Annotated in this window: 16 protein-coding genes; 9 read left to right on the forward strand and 7 right to left on the reverse strand. The window is 74.6% G+C overall.

The features are described from left to right. Window positions 1-52: 52 nt before the first annotated feature. Together AC5L34_RS00350 and AC5L34_RS00355 are read left to right on the forward strand one after the other, a co-directional pair. Window positions 53-1,471 (forward strand): WGR domain-containing protein, encoded by a 1,419-nt coding sequence (locus AC5L34_RS00350; protein WP_441175725.1) that lies wholly within the window; start codon window positions 53-55, stop codon window positions 1,469-1,471. 162 nt (window positions 1,472-1,633) lie between these two features. Continuing rightward, complete coding sequence (locus AC5L34_RS00355) at window positions 1,634-2,512, forward strand: aminoglycoside phosphotransferase family protein (protein WP_441175724.1); 879 nt, start codon at window positions 1,634-1,636, stop codon at window positions 2,510-2,512. 69 nt (window positions 2,513-2,581) lie between these two features. Here AC5L34_RS00355 and AC5L34_RS00360 read toward each other — a convergent pair whose 3' ends face one another. After that, window positions 2,582-3,391, reverse strand: coding sequence for an Fpg/Nei family DNA glycosylase (locus AC5L34_RS00360; protein ID WP_357714529.1), 810 nt, complete (start codon window positions 3,389-3,391; stop codon window positions 2,582-2,584). Window positions 3,392-3,498: 107 nt separating this feature from the next. Between AC5L34_RS00360 and AC5L34_RS00365 the strand changes: the two genes are divergently transcribed. Both AC5L34_RS00365 and galE read left to right on the forward strand, forming a co-directional pair. Beyond that, on the forward strand, window positions 3,499-4,545 hold the full coding sequence (locus AC5L34_RS00365) for a glycosyltransferase family 2 protein (protein ID WP_441175723.1): 1,047 nt from the start codon (window positions 3,499-3,501) through the stop codon (window positions 4,543-4,545). After that, complete coding sequence (gene galE / locus AC5L34_RS00370) at window positions 4,542-5,570, forward strand: UDP-glucose 4-epimerase GalE (protein ID WP_441175722.1); 1,029 nt, start codon at window positions 4,542-4,544, stop codon at window positions 5,568-5,570. Before AC5L34_RS00365 ends, galE begins: the two co-directional genes overlap by 4 nt. Before the next feature lie 92 nt (window positions 5,571-5,662). Here galE and AC5L34_RS00375 read toward each other — a convergent pair whose 3' ends face one another. Together AC5L34_RS00375 and AC5L34_RS00380 are read right to left on the reverse strand one after the other, a co-directional pair. Next, window positions 5,663-7,180, reverse strand: coding sequence for a glycosyltransferase family 2 protein (locus tag AC5L34_RS00375; protein WP_494823806.1), 1,518 nt, complete (start codon window positions 7,178-7,180; stop codon window positions 5,663-5,665). 79 nt (window positions 7,181-7,259) lie between these two features. Further along, window positions 7,260-8,609 carry a glycosyltransferase family 4 protein gene (locus AC5L34_RS00380; protein ID WP_494823620.1) on the reverse strand — a complete coding sequence of 450 codons (1,350 nt, stop codon included), beginning with the start codon at window positions 8,607-8,609 and terminating at the stop codon, window positions 7,260-7,262. Between the two features lie 237 nt (window positions 8,610-8,846). Here AC5L34_RS00380 and AC5L34_RS00385 point away from each other — a divergent pair, with 237 nt between their 5' ends. Then, window positions 8,847-9,713 carry a thrombospondin gene (locus AC5L34_RS00385; protein WP_494823621.1) on the forward strand — a complete coding sequence of 289 codons (867 nt, stop codon included), beginning with the start codon at window positions 8,847-8,849 and terminating at the stop codon, window positions 9,711-9,713. 184 nt (window positions 9,714-9,897) lie between these two features. Here the strand turns inward: AC5L34_RS00385 and AC5L34_RS00390 are convergent, their stop codons facing one another. Further along, the gene (locus tag AC5L34_RS00390; protein ID WP_494823622.1) at window positions 9,898-10,275 is read right to left on the reverse strand and encodes a winged helix-turn-helix transcriptional regulator; all 378 of its coding nucleotides are present in this window, start codon (window positions 10,273-10,275) and stop codon (window positions 9,898-9,900) included. A gap of 103 nt (window positions 10,276-10,378) precedes the next feature. On the opposite strand from AC5L34_RS00390, the gene AC5L34_RS00395 reads away from it, so the two are divergent. From AC5L34_RS00395 to rocD, 3 genes are all read left to right on the forward strand, one after another. Next, a complete protein-coding gene (locus AC5L34_RS00395) occupies window positions 10,379-11,017 on the forward strand; it encodes an NAD(P)-dependent oxidoreductase (protein WP_494823623.1) in 639 nt (212 codons plus the stop codon). Window positions 11,018-11,215: 198 nt separating this feature from the next. Beyond that, a complete protein-coding gene (gene ddaH, locus AC5L34_RS00400) occupies window positions 11,216-12,031 on the forward strand; it encodes a dimethylargininase (RefSeq protein WP_172896637.1) in 816 nt (271 codons plus the stop codon). After that, window positions 12,028-13,242, forward strand: coding sequence for an ornithine--oxo-acid transaminase (gene rocD / locus AC5L34_RS00405; RefSeq protein WP_441175717.1), 1,215 nt, complete (start codon window positions 12,028-12,030; stop codon window positions 13,240-13,242). Before ddaH ends, rocD begins: the two co-directional genes overlap by 4 nt. Before the next feature lie 66 nt (window positions 13,243-13,308). Here rocD and AC5L34_RS00410 read toward each other — a convergent pair whose 3' ends face one another. Next, complete coding sequence (locus AC5L34_RS00410; RefSeq protein WP_441175713.1) at window positions 13,309-14,460, reverse strand: FHA domain-containing protein; 1,152 nt, start codon at window positions 14,458-14,460, stop codon at window positions 13,309-13,311. After that, a complete protein-coding gene (locus tag AC5L34_RS00415) occupies window positions 14,457-14,750 on the reverse strand; it encodes a 4a-hydroxytetrahydrobiopterin dehydratase (protein ID WP_441175712.1) in 294 nt (97 codons plus the stop codon). The genes AC5L34_RS00410 and AC5L34_RS00415 overlap by 4 nt, the downstream gene beginning before the upstream one ends. Before the next feature lie 195 nt (window positions 14,751-14,945). Between AC5L34_RS00415 and AC5L34_RS00420 the strand changes: the two genes are divergently transcribed. After that, on the forward strand, window positions 14,946-15,722 hold the full coding sequence (locus AC5L34_RS00420; RefSeq protein ID WP_441175711.1) for a hypothetical protein: 777 nt from the start codon (window positions 14,946-14,948) through the stop codon (window positions 15,720-15,722). Window positions 15,723-15,807: 85 nt separating this feature from the next. On the opposite strand, the gene AC5L34_RS00425 is transcribed toward AC5L34_RS00420, so the two are convergent. Beyond that, window positions 15,808-16,857: a fatty acid desaturase family protein gene (locus tag AC5L34_RS00425; RefSeq protein ID WP_441175710.1), complete on the reverse strand. Its 1,050-nt coding sequence runs from the start codon at window positions 16,855-16,857 to the stop codon at window positions 15,808-15,810. Window positions 16,858-16,904: the final 47 nt, after the last annotated feature.

The raw sequence follows: 16,904 nt of genomic DNA on the forward strand, positions 1-16,904 counted from the left end.
GCTCGCCGCGCCGGCCACGTCGGGCCGGTCGCTGACCCCTCGGAGGCACCCCATGTCGCAGGAGACGACCTACCTCGAACTGTCCGAAGTGGACGGTGCGCACAAGTTCTACGAGGTCGTCGTCGACGACGCCGCGCTGACCGTCCGCTACGGCCGGATCGGCGACCAGGGCCAGGTCAAGACCACCGCCTACGCCGACAACGCCAAGGCCCGCGCGGCGGCTGCGAAGAAGATCGGCGAGAAGGTCCGCAAGGGCTACGCCCCGGCCGTGCCGGGGGTACGGCAGAAGCGCGCCGTCTCGCGGCGGCAGATCGTCAGCACCCGCTCCACTGCCCGCACCGCCCCGGTGCTGTGGCGCTACGACTCCGGCGCCCCCGCCTTCGGCATCTTCGTCGACGGGCAGAGCTGCATGGTCGGCAACGAGCGGGGCGTCATCACCACGCTCGGCCACGACGCCCGGGTGCTGAACCAGGTCCGCCTCCCCGAGGGGGTGAAGTGCATCGTCGCCGACGACGCCTGGATCTACGCGGGCTGCGACGACGGCAACGTCTACGACCTGTCCGGCAAGGTGCCCCGGGTGGCCTACGAGATCGCGCCGGAGATCGACATCTACTGGCTGGACATCCACGACGGGGTGCTGGGCGTCTCCGACGCGGGCGGCGGCGTCGTGGCCGTCGACCACGAGGACGAGTTCCTCTGGCGCCGGCAGGGCCGTGGCCGGTCGGCGTGGATGGTGCGCTGCGACGCCGACGCGCTCTACCACGGCCACTCGCAGGGCGTGACCGGCTACGACTGGCGTACGGGCCGGGAGTTGTGGCACACCCCGACCGGCTCGGTGCTCTTCGGCTGGCAGGAGCCCGGCGCGGTGTTCGCGGGCACCGGCACCCGGGAGGTGGTGCGCCTGGCGAAGGACGGTCGTGCCGAGCGCAGCTACCGCTGCGACGCCCCGGTCTTCTCCTGCGCCACGGCCGAGGGCGGCCGGTACGTCTTCGCCGGCGACAGCCAGTCCTCGATCTACTGCTTCGACGCGGCGGGCAACCGGCTGTGGAAGCTCGGCACCGGCTGCGGCTCGGCCTACTCGATGCAGTACCACGAGGATCGGCTCTACGTGGTCACCACCGGCGGCTACCTGGCCTGCATCGACGCCAGCGAGCCGGCCATCCGGGCGGCGGAGGCCGGCAGCGTGCCGGAGGTGGTCGACGTCAAGGCCCCGCCCCGGATGCCCGAGCCGGCGGCCTGGACGACGGTCGAGGTGACCAGCGACGTCGACGGCGGCGTCATCGTGCAGTGCGTCGAGGACCGGGGCCGGCTGCGGGTGCACGTCGTCTCCCCCGGCTACCACCGGGACTGGTCCGTGCAGTTCCCCAAGGGCATCCGCGAGCCCGGCGCGCGCTACCTGGTCACCCAGGTCCGCGAGTCCGGCCGGGGCGGCTTCTACCGCGCCCACGGCGACATCCGCCGCCTCCGCTGATTCCCACCCTCCCCCTCGGTCCAGCCCGATGATCAGAGGTTCACGCCCGGTTCGATCTGCCTGGCGGGTCAGAACCTCTTGATCACCGGACGGTGGGCCAGCGGGTGGGCGGGGCCGGGATTGGTGATGCGGGGTGGGCGGCTCGGGGTTCAGGATGGGCGGGTGGAATCGGAACTCCTGATCCCGGACGGGCTGGGCTGGGTGCGGAACGTGCCGGCCGGGCGGGAGTGGCTGGCGGCGCTGCCGGAGCGGGTGGCCGCCTGCGCCGAGCGCTGGTCGCTGCGGCTCGGGCCCCCCTTCCCGTACGCCTTCGCGTCGCTGGCCCTGCCGGCGGAACTGCCCGACGGGACGCCGGCGGTGCTGAAGCTCCAGTACCCGGACCCCGACAGCGTCCACGAGGCGACGGCACTGGAGTGCTGGGCCGGGGCGGGGGCGGCCCGGCTGCTCGGGCACGACCCGCGGCGGCGGGCGCTGCTGGTCGAGCGGTGCGTGCCCGGCACGCCGCTGCACGCCCTGCCCGCCGACGCGGCGCTGGACGTGGCGGTCGGGCTGCTGCCCCGGCTGTGGCGACCGGCCGGCCCGCCGTTCACCCCCCTCGCCGAGGAGGCCGCCGGCTGGCTGGAACGGCTGCCGGCGAAGTGGGAGCGGGCGGGCCGGCCGTACGAGCGGCGGCTGGTCGACGCGGCGCTGGGGCTGCTGACGGACCTGGTCGGCAGCCAGGGCACGCAGGTGCTGGTCAACCAGGACCTGCACGCCGGCAACGTGCTGCGGGCGACCCGGGAGCCGTGGCTGCTCATCGACCCGAAGCCGCTGACCGGCGAGCGGGAGTTCGGCGTGGTGCCGCTGGTGCGCGGCGGGGAGCTGGGGCACTCGCCGGACGCCGTACGGCACCGGCTGGACCGGCTCAGCGCGGAGCTGGGGCTCGACCGGGAGCGGGTACGCGGCTGGACGATCGGGCAGACGCTGGCCTGGAGCATCGGCGAGGGACAGGTGTTCCCCCGCCAGGTGGAGGTGGTCCGCTGGCTGCTCGGCGCGGGCTGAGAGCCGCCCGCCCGCACGGATGGGGCAGCTCGACAGCAGCGCGGTGGTCACGGCCCGGCGGGCCACCGGTCATCCGGGCTGGCAGGTGGGGCACCAGTAGAGGTTGCGGCCGGCCAACCCGCCCCGGCTCACCGGCGTGCCGCAGACGTGGCAGGGCTCGCCGGGGCGGCGGTAGACGTACACCTCGCCGCCGTGCCGGTCGACCCGGGCGGGGCGGCCCATCGCCTCGGGCAGGTGCGCGTCGCGGACCGTGTCGATCCGGCCCCGACCGACGGCGAGCCGCATCAGCGCCACCAGGTCGGCCCAGAGCGCGTCCCAGCCGGCGCGGGTCAGCCGCCGGCCGGGCAGCGTCGGCGGCAGACCGGCCCGGAACAGCGCCTCGGTGACGAAGATCAGCCCGGTGCCGGCCACCACCGACTGGTCCAGCAGCAGCGCCGCGAGCGGCGTCGGGCTGCGGGAGATCCGGGCGTACGCCCGGTCGGGGTCGGCGTCGGCGCGCAGCGGGTCGGGGCCGAGCCGGCCGCGCAGCGCCGCCACCTCGGGCGGGGTGAGCAGCTCGCAGGCGGTGGGGCCGCGCAGGTCCAGCCAGTGCCGGTCGCTGGTCAGTCGCAGCCGCACCTGACCGACCGGCTCCGGCGGCTCCCCGGCGCCGTCGGCGAACCTGCCGTAGAGCCCGAGGTGCACGTGCAGGGTCAGCTCGCCCGCGTGGTGGTGCAGCAGGTGCTTGCCGTACGCCTCGGTGGTCTCCAGGACGGTGCCGGAGAGGCGGGCCGCGCCCTCGGCGAAGCGGCCCTGCGGGCTGGCGGCGTGCAGCTTGTCCCCGCCGAACAGCTCGGCGTGCCGCGCCGCCAGGCGGTGGATGGTGTGTCCCTCTGGCACGGGTGCCAAGGATAGCCAGCGCGGGGACCGGGCCGGCTCGCAGAATGTCAGCCCCAGTTCACCTGCGCGTGGCGGGACGGTCGGGCCGCCTCGGCATAGTCCCAGCCGTGGACGGTGTCGAGATCCCAGCCGACCGCCCGACGTTGTCCGTCGTCGTTCCGGTGCACGGCGTCGAGGCGTACCTCGCGACCTGTCTCGACTCGATCCTCACCCAGCCGGGCGCCGAGGACGTGGAGGTCGTCGCGGTCGACGACGCGTCGCCGGACGGCAGCGGGCGGCTGCTCGACCGGTACGCCGCGCGCGACCCCCGGGTGCGGGTGGTCCGCCTGGCCGAGAACGCCGGCCTGGGCGGCGCCCGCAACGCCGGCGCGGCCCACGCCACCGGCGACTACCTCTGGTTCGTCGACGGCGACGACTGGCTGCCGCCCGGCGCGGTCGCGGCGGTGCGGGAGCGGCTCGCGGACACCCGCCCGGACGTGCTGATCGTCGACCACGCCGAGGTGTTCCCGGACGGCCGGGTGGTGGCCCGGCCCTCCGGGGCGGCCCTCGGGGGGCGGTACCTGCCGCTGCGGCTCGCCGACCGGCCCGAGCTGCTCATGCTCGCCCAGTCCGCGTGCACCAAGCTCGTCCGCCGCGCGTTCCTGGCCGAGTCGGGGCTCTCCTTCCGGCCCGGCTGGTACGAGGACTGCGCCTACAGCCATCCCCTGCTGATCGCCGCCGGCAGCATCGACGTGCTGGAGCGGGACTGCTACCACTACCGGCAGCGCCCCCGGGACCGGATCACCGCCACCCTGAGCACACGGCACTTCGAGGTCTTCGACCAGTACGCCTCCGTGTTCGGCTGGCTGGCGACCGCCGGCGGCGACGCCCCGGACCGGTTCGGGCCCGACCTGTTCCGCGTCATGCTCGACCACTACCTGGTCATCGTCGGCAACGACTTCCGGCTGCCGCCGGAGACCCGCCGCGCGTTCTTCCGCCGGATGGCGGCGGACTACCGGCGGTGGCTGCCTCCCGCCGGCTACCCCCGGCCGGGCGGGATCGCCGGGCTCAAGCACCGGATGGTGCGCCACGACGCGTATCTCGTCTGGGCGGTCCTGCGGGCCGCGCACCGGGCGGCGGGCCGGCTGCGGACGCGTGCCGGGACGCAACGGTGACGAACGTGAAGTACCTGATCACCGGCGGCGCCGGCTTCATCGGCAGCACCGTCGGTTCCGCGCTGCTGGACCGGGGCATCACGCCGGTGATCCTCGACGACCTGTCGACCGGCCGGGCCTCCTTCGCGGCCGGCCGCCCCTTCTACCGGGGGGACGTCGCCGACGGGGACCTGGTCGACCGGATCTTCGCCGAGCACCCCGAGATCCGGGCCACCGTGCACTGCGCCGGGGTGATCGTGGTGCCCGAGTCGACCCGCGATCCGCTGCGCTACTACCGGGAGAACCTCGCGAAATCCGTCGAGCTGGTCCGCCACCTGGTCCGCAACGGGTGCCGTCGGGTGCTGTTCAGCTCCACCGCCGCCGTCTACCGGCCGGGTGCGGACTTCGCGGTCGACGAATCCTCCCCCGTCGACCCGATCAGCCCGTACGCCCGCACGAAGGCGATGGTCGAGGCGGTGCTCGCCGACTGCGCGCGGGCCGGTGAGCTGCGGGCGGTGGCGCTGCGCTACTTCAACCCGATCGGCGCCGATCCCCTGCTGCGCACCGGGCTGCAACTGCGCCACCCGACGCACGCCCTGGGTCGCATGATCGAGGCGGCCAGCACCGGCACGGAGTTCCGCGTCACCGGCACGGACTGGCCGACCCGCGACGGCAGCGCCGTCCGGGACTACGTCCACGTGTGGGATCTCGCCCAGGCCCACGTGGCGGCGCTGGCCCGCTTCGACGAGGTGGCGGCCGCCGGCCCGCACGGGTACACCGCGCTCAACATCGGCACCGGGGTCGGCACCACGGTGCGGGAACTGCTGGCCGCGTTCGCCGCGGTGACCGGGCGGCCCCTGCCGTACCGGGAGGCTCCCCGCCGGCCCGGCGACGTGCCGGGGGTCTACAACCGCAGCCGCCGCTACCAGGACCTGCTGGGTTGGTCGCCGCGCTTCGGCGTCGAGGACGGCATCCGGCACGCCCTGGAGTGGCGGGCGCTCGACGACCGCCGGCACCTGGCCGTGGCCCCACTCGCCCTGCGGTAGCCCCGGCCGACCCCGGAGCCGGCACATCGGAGGCCGGATCCGGGCCGCTGGGAGGGACCGGGGCCGCCGCCACCCGACCGGCGCGCGGGGCGTCAGGCGGGGCGGCGGGCGGTCAGCCGGGCGAGCACCCGCCGGGGGGTCAGTGGCACCACGGAGATCATCAACCGGCCGCTGCCGTCGGTCACCGGCGACACCGCGTACCAGCGTCGTCCCCGCCGCCGGACCACCGGTCGGGGGAACCGGACCCGGCGGGGCGCGCGCAGCGGCGCGCTCCCGGGCCGGCCGTCGGGCGCGGGCAGCGTCAGGTGTACGGCACGGCGCTGCCCGGTCACCGCGCTGGCGCGCAGCACCTCGGTCACACTGAGCCGGGCCCGCAGCGTGGTGCCGCTGGCGGCCGTGGCGGGACGTACGTCGCCGACCAGCTCGCCGGCGGTGAGTCGCGGCGGCCCCGGGCAGAGCCGGCCCAGGTCGGGCAGGGGCGTACGCAGGTCCAGGACGAGAGCCGGTCCGGCGTCGGCGTCGTGGTCCCAGCCGATGCCGGTGACCTCGAAGCGGGCCAGCCAGTCCACGGCGTCGGTGACGTCGAAGACGTCGTCGGGCAGCCGGCCGTGCGACGCCCGGAAGCCCGGGTACGCCGCGTACCGCCGGGCGCCCTCGACGACCGTCGGCGGCACGCCGCGCTCCGCGTCCTGCCGGATCACGTCGACCAGGTCGTCGGGCGTGCCGTGCTCGGCGACCCCGATCCGCAGCCGGGTCTCCACCGGCAGCCGGTCCCGTACGGCGGCGGTGAGGTGCCGCCCGGCCAGTTCCCGTACGCCGGCGTGCAGCAGCCGTCGGGTCGGCGCGTCCAGCCGCAGGAAGTCGTCGTCGAGCAGGGCCGCCACCTCGAAGCGGAAGTAGCGCCGCAACACCGCGTCCCGCTCGTCGCCCGGCGGGATCAGGCCGACGGCGAACTCCACGAGCCGCCGCGCGCAGTCGAGCCGCTCCTCCGCCCGGCTCAGGTAGGTGATGTTGCGGGCGTTCAGCCGCCGCACCGCGTAGTAGTAGTCGTAGTCGGCGAGGACCGTGACCCGGGCCGCCCGGTGGCACGCCTCCAGGGTGAACGGCTGGTCGCTGCCGATCGGCATGTCCTCCGGGTAACGCAGCCGGTGCCGCTCGACGAGTTCCCGCCGGAACAGCTTGGTGTTGGCCAGCGACAGCGGCAGGGCCGAGTCGGCCAGCCCGACGTCCACCGCCGTGCGGGCGAAGACCTCCTGGTGGACGTGGCGGCTGTTCACCCCCACCACCCGGCCGAGGACGACGTCGGAGCCGTACCGGTCGGCGGCGGCCACCAGCCGCTCCAGCGCCTCGGGGCCGAGGCGGTCGTCCGCGCCGACGAAGAAGACGTACCGGCCGGTGGCCAGGTCGAGGGCCCGGTTGCAGGGCGCCGCCGGGCCGCCGGAGTTGGGCTGGTGCACGACGGTCACGGTGCCCGGATACCGGCGGGCGTAGCGGTCGAGCTGCCGGCCGCTGCCGTCGGTCGAGCCGTCGTCCACCGCCACGATCCGCATCCGGTCCGGACCGATGCTCTGCCCGAGCAGCGAATCCAGGCACCCGGTGAGGTACGGCATCGTGTCGTACACGGGCAGGATCACCGTCACGTCGGGCGGCGGGGAGCCGTCCCGGTGCCCCGGGTCGACGGCCACCGGGTCAGCCGACACGGCCGTACGCGTCCGCCCCGCCGGCGACGGCCGCCGGCACCAGCCGGGCGTAGACCCGGTCGAGTTCCACGGCCTGCCGCTCCCACGTCCACCCGGCCAGCAGGGCCGGGTCGTCGTACGCCGACCGGTACCGGTCGGGGTCGGCGAGGACGGCACGGACGGCGCGGGCGAGGTCCCCGGCGTCCTCGGCCCGGAACACCTCGCCCTGCCCGGTCGCCCGGACGGTGCCCGCCATGGTGCGCACGTCGCTGACCACGATGGGCAGCCGGGCGTGCGAGTACTCGAAGAACTTGGTGATCAGCGCGATCTCGTGGTTGGGCCAGTGCTGGATCGGGATCACCCCGAGGTCGGCCCCGGCGAGCAGCGGCACCACCTCGTCGTGCGGCACGTACCCCCGCACGTGCAGGCGCCCACCGGCGCCGAGGTCGGCCGCCCGTGCCGTCAGCGACCGGACGTACTCGCCGTCGGGATGGTTGACCACCAGCGCGACGTGCACGCCGGGCAGCAGCGGCAGCGCCTCGACCAGGACGTCCAGGCCGCGTTGCGGCGCCGCGGCGCCGCTGTAGACCAGCAGCGGGTCGCCCGGCCCGAGGCCGAACCCCGCGCGGAGGGTCTGCGTGGCCCGTACCGGCTGGTCGGTCTCGCGGCGGTCGGGCGCGTTCAGCACCACGGTGGGCAGTTCGGGCAGGTCGTGCTCGCGTTGCAGCAGGCGGGCCAGCTCCGGCGAGACGGTCACCACCGCGTCGGCGTGACGGGCGTACTCCCGTTCGTGCGCCAACTGGGCGGGCAGCCACCGCACGTTGTCGCTCCAGGGCTTGATGCCGGGCAGGAACTCGTGGGCGTCCCACACCAGGACGGCCCGGCGGCCGGCGGCCCGGGCCCGCAGCAGCCCCCGCGCCCCCACGCCGAGCATCCGGAAGTCGTTGGCGTGGATCAGGTCGGGTGCCAGCTCGTCGAGCACCGGGCCGTAGGCGTGCTCGTAGCTCCACAGTGCCGGCTGCAACCGGCGCCAGGCGCGGTCGCCGTACATCCGCAGGCACAGCCGGGTGTACGCCCGCTCGACGGGCGTCCGCAGGCCGAGGCGCCCGAGCAGCGCCGCCGCGTTCCGGCGCGGTGTGCGGGGCACCGGCGCGCCGGGACGGCCCATCGGCAGCAGCCGCACCAGGGCGTCGCCGATGTGCCACCGGTGCGGCTCGCCGTCGGGCGAGCGGCCCAGCAGGGTCACGTCCCAGCCGGCTTCGGCGGCCGACCGGGCCGACTTCTGCACCCGGGAGTCGCCCTGGATCGCGTTGTCGACCAGCATGACCACCCGGCCCCTGGCTCCGGCTCGAATCTCCATCGTCACCCTTCCGCGGCCGACGTGGCCGGCCGGCCGCGGAGATCCTATGGCCGGTCGAACGCCTTCCCCGGGCCGAACGGCAAGTCGACGACCGATGTTCACCCGGCGGCAAACAAGCCCCGGCCAGGCCGTCGACGGGTGTACCGATCAGAGCGGGCGGGTACCGCTGAGCGTGTTACCACGCGGCGGACCGCACCACTTCCGTCCGGCCGCGCTTGCCTCAGGAGGTGTGTTGCGGTGAAGATTCCTTCCCTGTCGCGTCGGACCGAGCCGACGCCGACGGACGACGACATCGGCGGCCGGGACCGGAGCGAGGAGGGCCCGCGGGTCGACGGGAGCGCGCGGGACCGGACGGAGGCCACCGGCCGGGACCGGACCGACGACCCCGGCCGGGTCGCCGACCCGGTGGTGGCGGAGCGGAACAGCGAGCAGACGACCTACCGCAGCGGCACGGCGCCGGGCGCCCACGGGCGCGACGGTGACGCCGAGCGGCGGGCGGCCGAGCGGGCGGCGGTCGCCCGGGCCGCCACGGCCCGACCCGCCGACGACGGTCCCCGGCACGCCCCCCGGACCACCGACCCCGACCCGACCCTCGAACGGACCCTCGACGGCCGGACGACCGACCTGGACCGCAGCGCGACGGCGCTGGCCGCCCGGACGGACCGGGACCGCACCGGGGAGCGCCCGCTCGACGCGGACCGCACCGGGGAGCGGCCCGTCGACCGCGACGGTGACGGCGTCGCCGACCGCGAGCCGGAGCGACCGGTGGTCGCCGGTCCGAAGCCCCGGGCCAGCCTGCTCGCCACGCTGGGGTTGATCGTCGGCGTGGCGGGGGCGCTCTTCGTGCTCACCGGCGCCCTCGCCGGATACGGCATCGCGCTCGGCGCCGTCGGCGCGGTCCTCGCGGTGTTCGGCCTGATGGCCACCCGCCGCCGGCACATCGCCGGCAAGACCGACGCGCTGCTCGGCATCGGGCTGGGCCTCGGCGCGGTGGTGCTCGGCATTGTGGCGATGACCGGCCAGTTCGACTGGCCGACCGCCGACGGCGACTGGGTGCAGCGGTTCCGCGAGTGGCTCGACTCACAGTTTGTGGATCGCTTCTAGCGGGCACTGTCCGGCTCGCCGGCGATGCGCCGGCGACGCCCGACCAGCCTGGTGGTTCACCAGCCGGGCAACCCTTTTCGGGGGCGGCGGTTCGCCGCCCCCGAAGTGTTTTCCCCCGCTCGGGGCGACGGCGGCCGTCGGTCAGACGACGGTGGCCGGTCGTCGCCTCGGCGGCCGGGGACGGTCAGCGTTCCGAGGTGCCGGAGGCAACGCCCTCCCGCGCGTCGAGCAGGTCGTCCCAGTGGTGGCGGGTCCACTCGCAGGCCACGTCCATAGGTCCGAGCAGACTGCGCCCGAGCGGGGTCAGCCCGTACTCGACCCGCCGCACCGGACCGGCGTGGACGGTCCGGCCGACCAGGCCGTCCTCCTCCAAGGTCCGCAGCGACCGGGTGAGCACTTTCGCGGTGACGCCGCGCAGCGGGACACGGAGCTCCGAGAAGCGGCGGGGCCCGGCCTCCAGGCAACGAATGATCATGCCCGCCCACTTGTCGCGGAACCGGATCGGGGACAGGTCCGACGGGCAGACCGGGTCGAACATCTCCGGATCGAGCGGCGTGACCATGCCCGCCACAGTAGTTGGTATCCGATTGGTAACCACCGTGCCGACTAGCGTCCCGACGTGGTTCCGGCGACCGGCCGCAGCCACGAGCGTGAGGGGTACGACGATGGGCAGGATCATTGTCTTCGGAGCCGGTGGGCGAGCCGGTCGGGCAGCGGTGCGGGAGGCGCAGGCCCGGGGTCACCAGGTCACCGCGGTCGTACGGGACCCGGACCGGCACCGCGATCTGGCCGCGACCGAAACCGTGCGGGTCGCGGCCGGCGACGTCACCGACGCCGGCCGCGTCGGGGCACTGGCCGTCGGGCACGACGCCGCCATCCATGCCGCCGCCGACCTGACCGCGCCGCCGGACGTCTTCTTCCCCACCGCCGCCCGGGCGCTGACCGCCGGGATGGCGGCGAGCGGGACCCGCCGGCTGCTGGTCGTCGGGCTGGCCTCGGTGCTGCCGACGGCGGGTGGCGAACTGCTCATGGACACGGCGGGTTACCCCCAGGAGTACCGCTCCTTCTACCGGGGGCACGCGGCCGGGGTGGAGACGCTGCGCCACGCCGGGCCGGCACTCGACTGGCTGGTGCTCAGCCCGGCCGGTGACTTCGACCACGGCGGCACCGGCATCGGCCGCTACCGGCGGGCGACGGCCGACGCGGCGAGCCGCATCACGTACGCCGACTTCGCCATCGCGCTGCTGGACGAGACCGAGACGCCCCGGCACCGGCAGGTCCACCTCGGGGTGGAGCAGGGTTGATGCAGCGCATCGCCGCCGTACGGGCGTCGATACGCAACGGATCGCCCGTAACCGGCTCCAATACGCAACGATCAACCGTTCGACGCAAGTATCTCCGGTGGATTCCGCCACCCCCGGCCGCATAGCGTTGAGCAACGGCGCCAGCCCGTGGGCCGAAGGTGGCCGGGCGCGCCCGACACTGGGAGCAGGACAATGACGATGGACGCCACCAGCCAGCGCTTCCTGATGTGCCGGCCGACGTACTTCGCCGTCGACTACGCCATCAACCCGTGGATGGACCCGACCGCGCCGGTCGACGCCGACCTCGCCGTGCGGCAGTGGGAGCAGCTGCGGCAGACGTACCGGGACCTGGGCCACACCGTCGAGGAGATCGCTCCGGTGCCCGGCCTGCCCGACATGGTCTTCGCCGCCAACGGCGGCACCGTGATCGACGGCAAGGCGATGGCCGTGCAGTTCCGCGACCCGCAGCGCGCCGACGAAGCCCCCGCCTACCGCGCCTGGTTCGAGGCCGCCGGCTTCGAGATGTACGACCCGAAGCACGTCAACGAGGGCGAGGGCGACATCCTGCTGGCCGGCGACGTCCTGCTGGCCGGCACCGGCTTCCGCACCGCGCACGCCTCGCACGCGCAGCTCCAGGAGGTCTTCGGCTACCCGGTGGTGACCATGCAGCTGGTCGACCCCCGCTTCTACCACCTGGACACCGCGCTCACCGTGCTCGACGAGCGGACGGTGGCGTACCTGCCGGAGGCGTTCTCGCCCGGCAGCCAGGCGGTGCTGCGCCGGCTCTTCCCCGACGCGGTGCACGCCACCCTGGCCGACGCCGAGGTCTTCGGGTTGAACGCGGTCAGCGACGGTCGGCACGTGGTGCTGCCGGCGCAGGCCACCGGCCTGGCCGCGAAGCTGCGCGACCGGGGCTACGAGACGATCGGTGTCGACCTCTCCGAGCTGCGCAAGGCCGGCGGCGGACCGAAGTGCTGCACGTTGCGACTCCGTCAGGGAAAGGCGAGCCAGTGATCGACGACATGCTGCGGACGCCGGAGGCGATCCGCGACGCGGAGCGGTGGACCGCGCACAACTACCACCCGCTGCCGGTGGTCATCTCCTCCGCCGAGGGCTCCTGGCTGACCGACGTGGACGGCCGCCGCTACCTCGACTGCCTGGCCGGCTACTCGGCGCTGAACTTCGGTCACCGGCACCCGACGCTGATCGCCGCCGCGCACGCCCAGCTCGACCGGCTGACCCTCACCAGCCGGGCGTTCGTCCACGACCAGTTCGCCGACTTCTGTCGGGAGCTGGCCGAGCTGTGCGGCAAGGACCTGGTGCTGCCGATGAACACCGGCGCCGAGGCCGTGGAGACCGGCATCAAGGTCGCCCGCAAGTGGGGCTACCAGGTCAAGGGCGTCGCCCCGGGAATGGCCAACATCGTGGTGGCCGAGGGGAACTTCCACGGCCGGACGACCACCATCGTCAGCTTCTCCACGGACGAGGACGCCCGGGCCGACTTCGGGCCGTACACCCCGGGCTTCACGGTCGTCCCCTACGGCGACCTGGCCGCGCTGAGCGCCGCCATCGACGAGAACACCGTCGCCGTGCTGCTCGAGCCCATCCAGGGCGAGCAGGGCGTCGTGGTGCCGCCGGAGGGCTACCTGCCGGGCGTACGCCGGGTCTGCACCGAGCGGAACGTGCTCTTCATCGCCGACGAGATCCAGTCCGGCCTCGGCCGGACCGGGGACACCTTCGCCTGCGACCACGAGGGCGTCACGCCCGACATGTACCTGCTGGGCAAGGCGCTCGGCGGCGGCATCGTGCCGGTCTCCGCGGTGGCCGCGAACACCGACGTGCTCGGCGTACTCCGGCCGGGCCAGCACGGCTCCACGTTCGGCGGCAACCCGCTGGCCTGCGCCGTCGCGACCGAGGTCGTCCGGCTGCTGGCGACCGGCGAGTTCCAGCGCCGCTCGACCGAGCTGGGCGCCCGGCTGCACGCCGGTCTGCGGTCGCTGGTCGGCCGGGGCCTGCTCGCGGTGCGGGGCCGGGGCCTGTGGGCCGGCCTCGACATCGACCCGGCGCTGATGAGCGGCCGGGAGGCGTGCGAGCGGCTCGCCGAGCGCGGGGTGCTCGCCAAGGACACCCACGGCTCCACCATCCGGCTCGCCCCGCCGCTGGTGATCACCGAGGAGGAGATCGACCACGCGGTCGCCCAGCTCGCCGCCGTGCTGGCCGGCTGAGCCCCGTACGACAAGGGCGGGCGTCGGGACCACGGTCCCGGCGCCCGCCGTCGTCTCCCCCGCGGATCAGCGGGGCAGGCGCATCGCCATCGTGGGTGCCTCGGCCATGACCGACGTCGGCGTGTAGGGGGCGCCGGTGGGAAGCTCGTCGGGCCGGCCGATCTGCACCCCGGGGTAGAGCTCCACCATGTCGCCCTCGGCCAGCACCCGGGACTGCTGCGGCGCCAACGGGACGCGGTCGGCCTCCGCCATCGACCCGCCCGGACGGATGCCCGAACCGTTTGTGCTGACGTCGGTCACGATCACCTCGCCGACCCGCAGTTCGAACCGGACGTGGCTGCGGCTGATCCAGCGCCGCGCCTCGTCGTTGAGCCACTGCCCGAGAACGATCCCGCCGGCCTGGTCGGGCGCCCGGCCCACGACGGCCGGCTGGTCCTCGGTGAGCACGAAGCGGCGGCGGATCAGCCCACCCACCCGCACGGCGAGTACGGCGCTGCGCGGTCGCGGACCGGCGTCGCCGAGCCGGGTGCCGTGCCGGGGGCAGGTGGGCACGCCACCGCGCAGCGTGGGCGGCGGCTGCCCGGCGGGGCTGCGCTCCACCACCCGCGCCAGGTCGGCGAAGGCCCCGCCGCCCCCGCCACCGCCGAAGAGCGCGCAGCCGGGCTCGGCGCAGCGCCACTGCCGGGAGAGCAGCTTCGCGCCGGCCGGCGACCGGTCACCGGCGACCGGCGTGTGCCCGCCGCCGACGTGGGCGACGAAGGCCGGCCCGCCGGCGCCGGGCACCGGGGCGAGCACCCGGCCGGCCTGCTCGACGAGCCACGGGTAGCGCCCGCGCAGGCCGTCGGCCCGTGCCCGGGTCAGCACCGGCAGCCCGAGCAGGTCCGCCACCTCCAGCATCCGGTCGCCCGGGTTGTCGAGCACCTCGACCAGCCCGTCGTCGGCCCACCGGCGGACCACCATGCGCTCGTTGGAGGTGAGGTCGGCGTCCGAGAGCAGGGCCCGGTGGACCACCGCGTAGACCGGGACGTTGTCCTCCTCCATCTCACGGGCGAGGGCGTCGATCACCATGCCGAGGCGGAGCAGGCTGGCCGGCCGGCCGCCGTCGAGGTCCTGGTAGCGGATCACCTCCGCCAGGTCGACGACCGCCCGCGCCAGCGACGGGTCGGTGCTGACCCGGCCCTCGATGGCGTCCAGCACCTTGCTGATCTCGAATCTCATCCGGCGCTCCCCACGATGTCGTCGATCCGCCGAGCCAGTTCCAGGTCACGCCGGGTGACCCCGCCCACCGAGTGCGTGACGCAGCGGAAGGTCAGGGTGCGCCAGCGGATGTCGATGTCGGGGTGGTGGTCCATCTCCTCCGCCGCCACGGCGACCCGGTCGACCACCGCGATGGCCTCCGGGAAGTCGGCCAGCTCCACGGTGCGGGTGATCCCCCCGGGGTCTCCCGACCAGCCCGCCAGGCCACCCAGCTCGTCTCGCACCGCCTCGGCGGTGAGCACGTCTGCCATGGGGAGACCCTACCGGGGCCGGCCGCGACGACGCCGACCAGCGGCGCGAGGTGTGGCCGACCCGGCAGCGCGGCGCTCCGGTGGCCGCCGTGGCATAGATGGGCGGCTGTGCGACCGCGGGGTTAGGCTGACCGGCGGCCCGGTCGGGGTCGCGACGGCGTGGCCCCGGCCCACCCTGCGTGAGGAGATTCCACGATGAACACTCGACGGCTGGCGACCACGGGGGTCGCGCTCGTCGCCGCGCTCGCCCTCGGTCTGACCGGGTGCGGCACGGGGACGGACGCGGACGCTCCGGCCGGCGACGGCGGCGCCACCACCGGCGCGGCGCCGGCCAGCAGCGCCCCCGCCGACGCCCGCGCCGAACTGGGCGCCGCCGCGCAGAAGCTCAACCAGCAGAGCGTCAAGATGAAGCTCACCTCGCCGGTCATCAACGGCAGCGGCGTGATGGACCCGGCCACCAAGACCGGCGACATGACGCTGAAGATGGGCGCGGAGGGCACCTTCCGGATCCTGATGCTCGGCAACGACGTCTACCTGAAGGTCACCGGCATGCAGGGGATGCCGAAGAAGTGGATGCACATGGACGCCACCAAACTCGGCAAGAGCGGCCAGCTCAACCTGATGCCCGACGGCGACCCGGGCGGCGCGAAGCAGATGGTCCAGAGCGTGGTGGACGTCGAGAAGACCGCCCCGGGCAGCTACTCCGGCATCCTCGACTACACCCGCACCAAGCCCGACGACAAGGCCATCCAGGCCCTCGGTGACAAGGCCAAGGCCGTACCGTTCACCGCCAGGGTCGACGACCAGGGCCGGCTCGTCGAGTTCGCCATCGACACCCAGGTGCTGCACGAGTCGCTGGGCACCATGATCACCACGTACTCGGACTTCGGCGCCCCGGTCTCGGTGAAGAAGCCCGCCGCGAGCGACACGCAGGAGGCGCCGCAGGAGCTGATCGAGTCCATGGGCTCCTGAGCCGACCGCAACCGAACGGGGGCGGCGCCGGTCGGCGCCGCCCCCGTTCGCGCGTCGTCAACCGCGCGTCGTCAACCGCACCTCGTCAGCCGCGCAGCGGCCGGCCCACCTCGTTCAGGTGCGCGAGCGCCTGACGGTACGACTCGACGAGCCCCGTCTCGGCGTACGGGATGCCCCGCTCGGCGCAGTAGGCGCGGACGATCGGCCGGGCCCGGCGCAGGTTGGCCCGGGGCATGTTGGGGAACAGGTGGTGCTCGATCTGGTAGTTGAGCCCGCCCAGTGCGACGTCCACGAGCCGGCCGCCCCGCACGTTGCGGGCGGTGAGCACCTGCTTGCGCAGGAAGTCGAGGTCGTCGTCGGCGGTGGGCATCGGCATGCCCTTGTGGTTCGGGGCGAACGAGCAGCCCATGTAGAGCCCCCACAGCCCCTGGTGGACGGCGACGAAGAGCAGCGCCTTCAGCGGCGACATCACCAGCAGCAGCGCACCGAGGTAGCCCACGGCGTGCAGGACCAGCAGCAGCGCCTCCACCCGGCGGTGCCGCATCGGGGTGCGGAACCGGCCGTCGGAGTCGCGCCCCACGATCGCCTGCACGCTCGCCACGTGCAGGGCGAGCCCCTCCAGCAGCAGCAACGGGAAGAACAGCCACGCCTGCCGGCGGGCCAGCCGGCGGCCGAAGCCGCGGGTCGCGGCGGCCTGCTCGTACGTCCAGACCAGCGCGCCGGCCCCGACGTCGGGATCCTCGTCCTCGTGGTTGGGGTTGGCGTGGTGCCGATTGTGCTTGTCGACCCACCAGCCGTAGCTGAGCCCGACCGCCAGGTTGCCGGTGAGCAGGCCGATGGCCTCGCTCGGCCCCCGCCGCCGGAACATCTGCCGGTGGCCGGCGTCGTGGCCGAGGAACGCGACCTGGGTGGTGGCGACGGCCAGGAAGACGGCCACCAGCAGCTGCGCCCACGAGTCGCCGACCAGACCGACCGCCGCCCAGCCCGCCGCGAAGACGCCCAGCGTGAGGGCGATGCGGGTCACGTACCGCCCCGGACGCCGCTCCAGCAGCCCTGCCCCGCTGATCCGCCGGGACAACTGCGCGTAGTCACTGCCCCGCCGTACCGGCGGTTCCGCCACCGCTCCGAGCACCATCGCGGCTCCCGTCCTCGATCCCGGCTCGCGCCGGTCGGCGCGCCCTA

Source organism: Micromonospora sp. ZG13, from assembly GCF_059359355.1.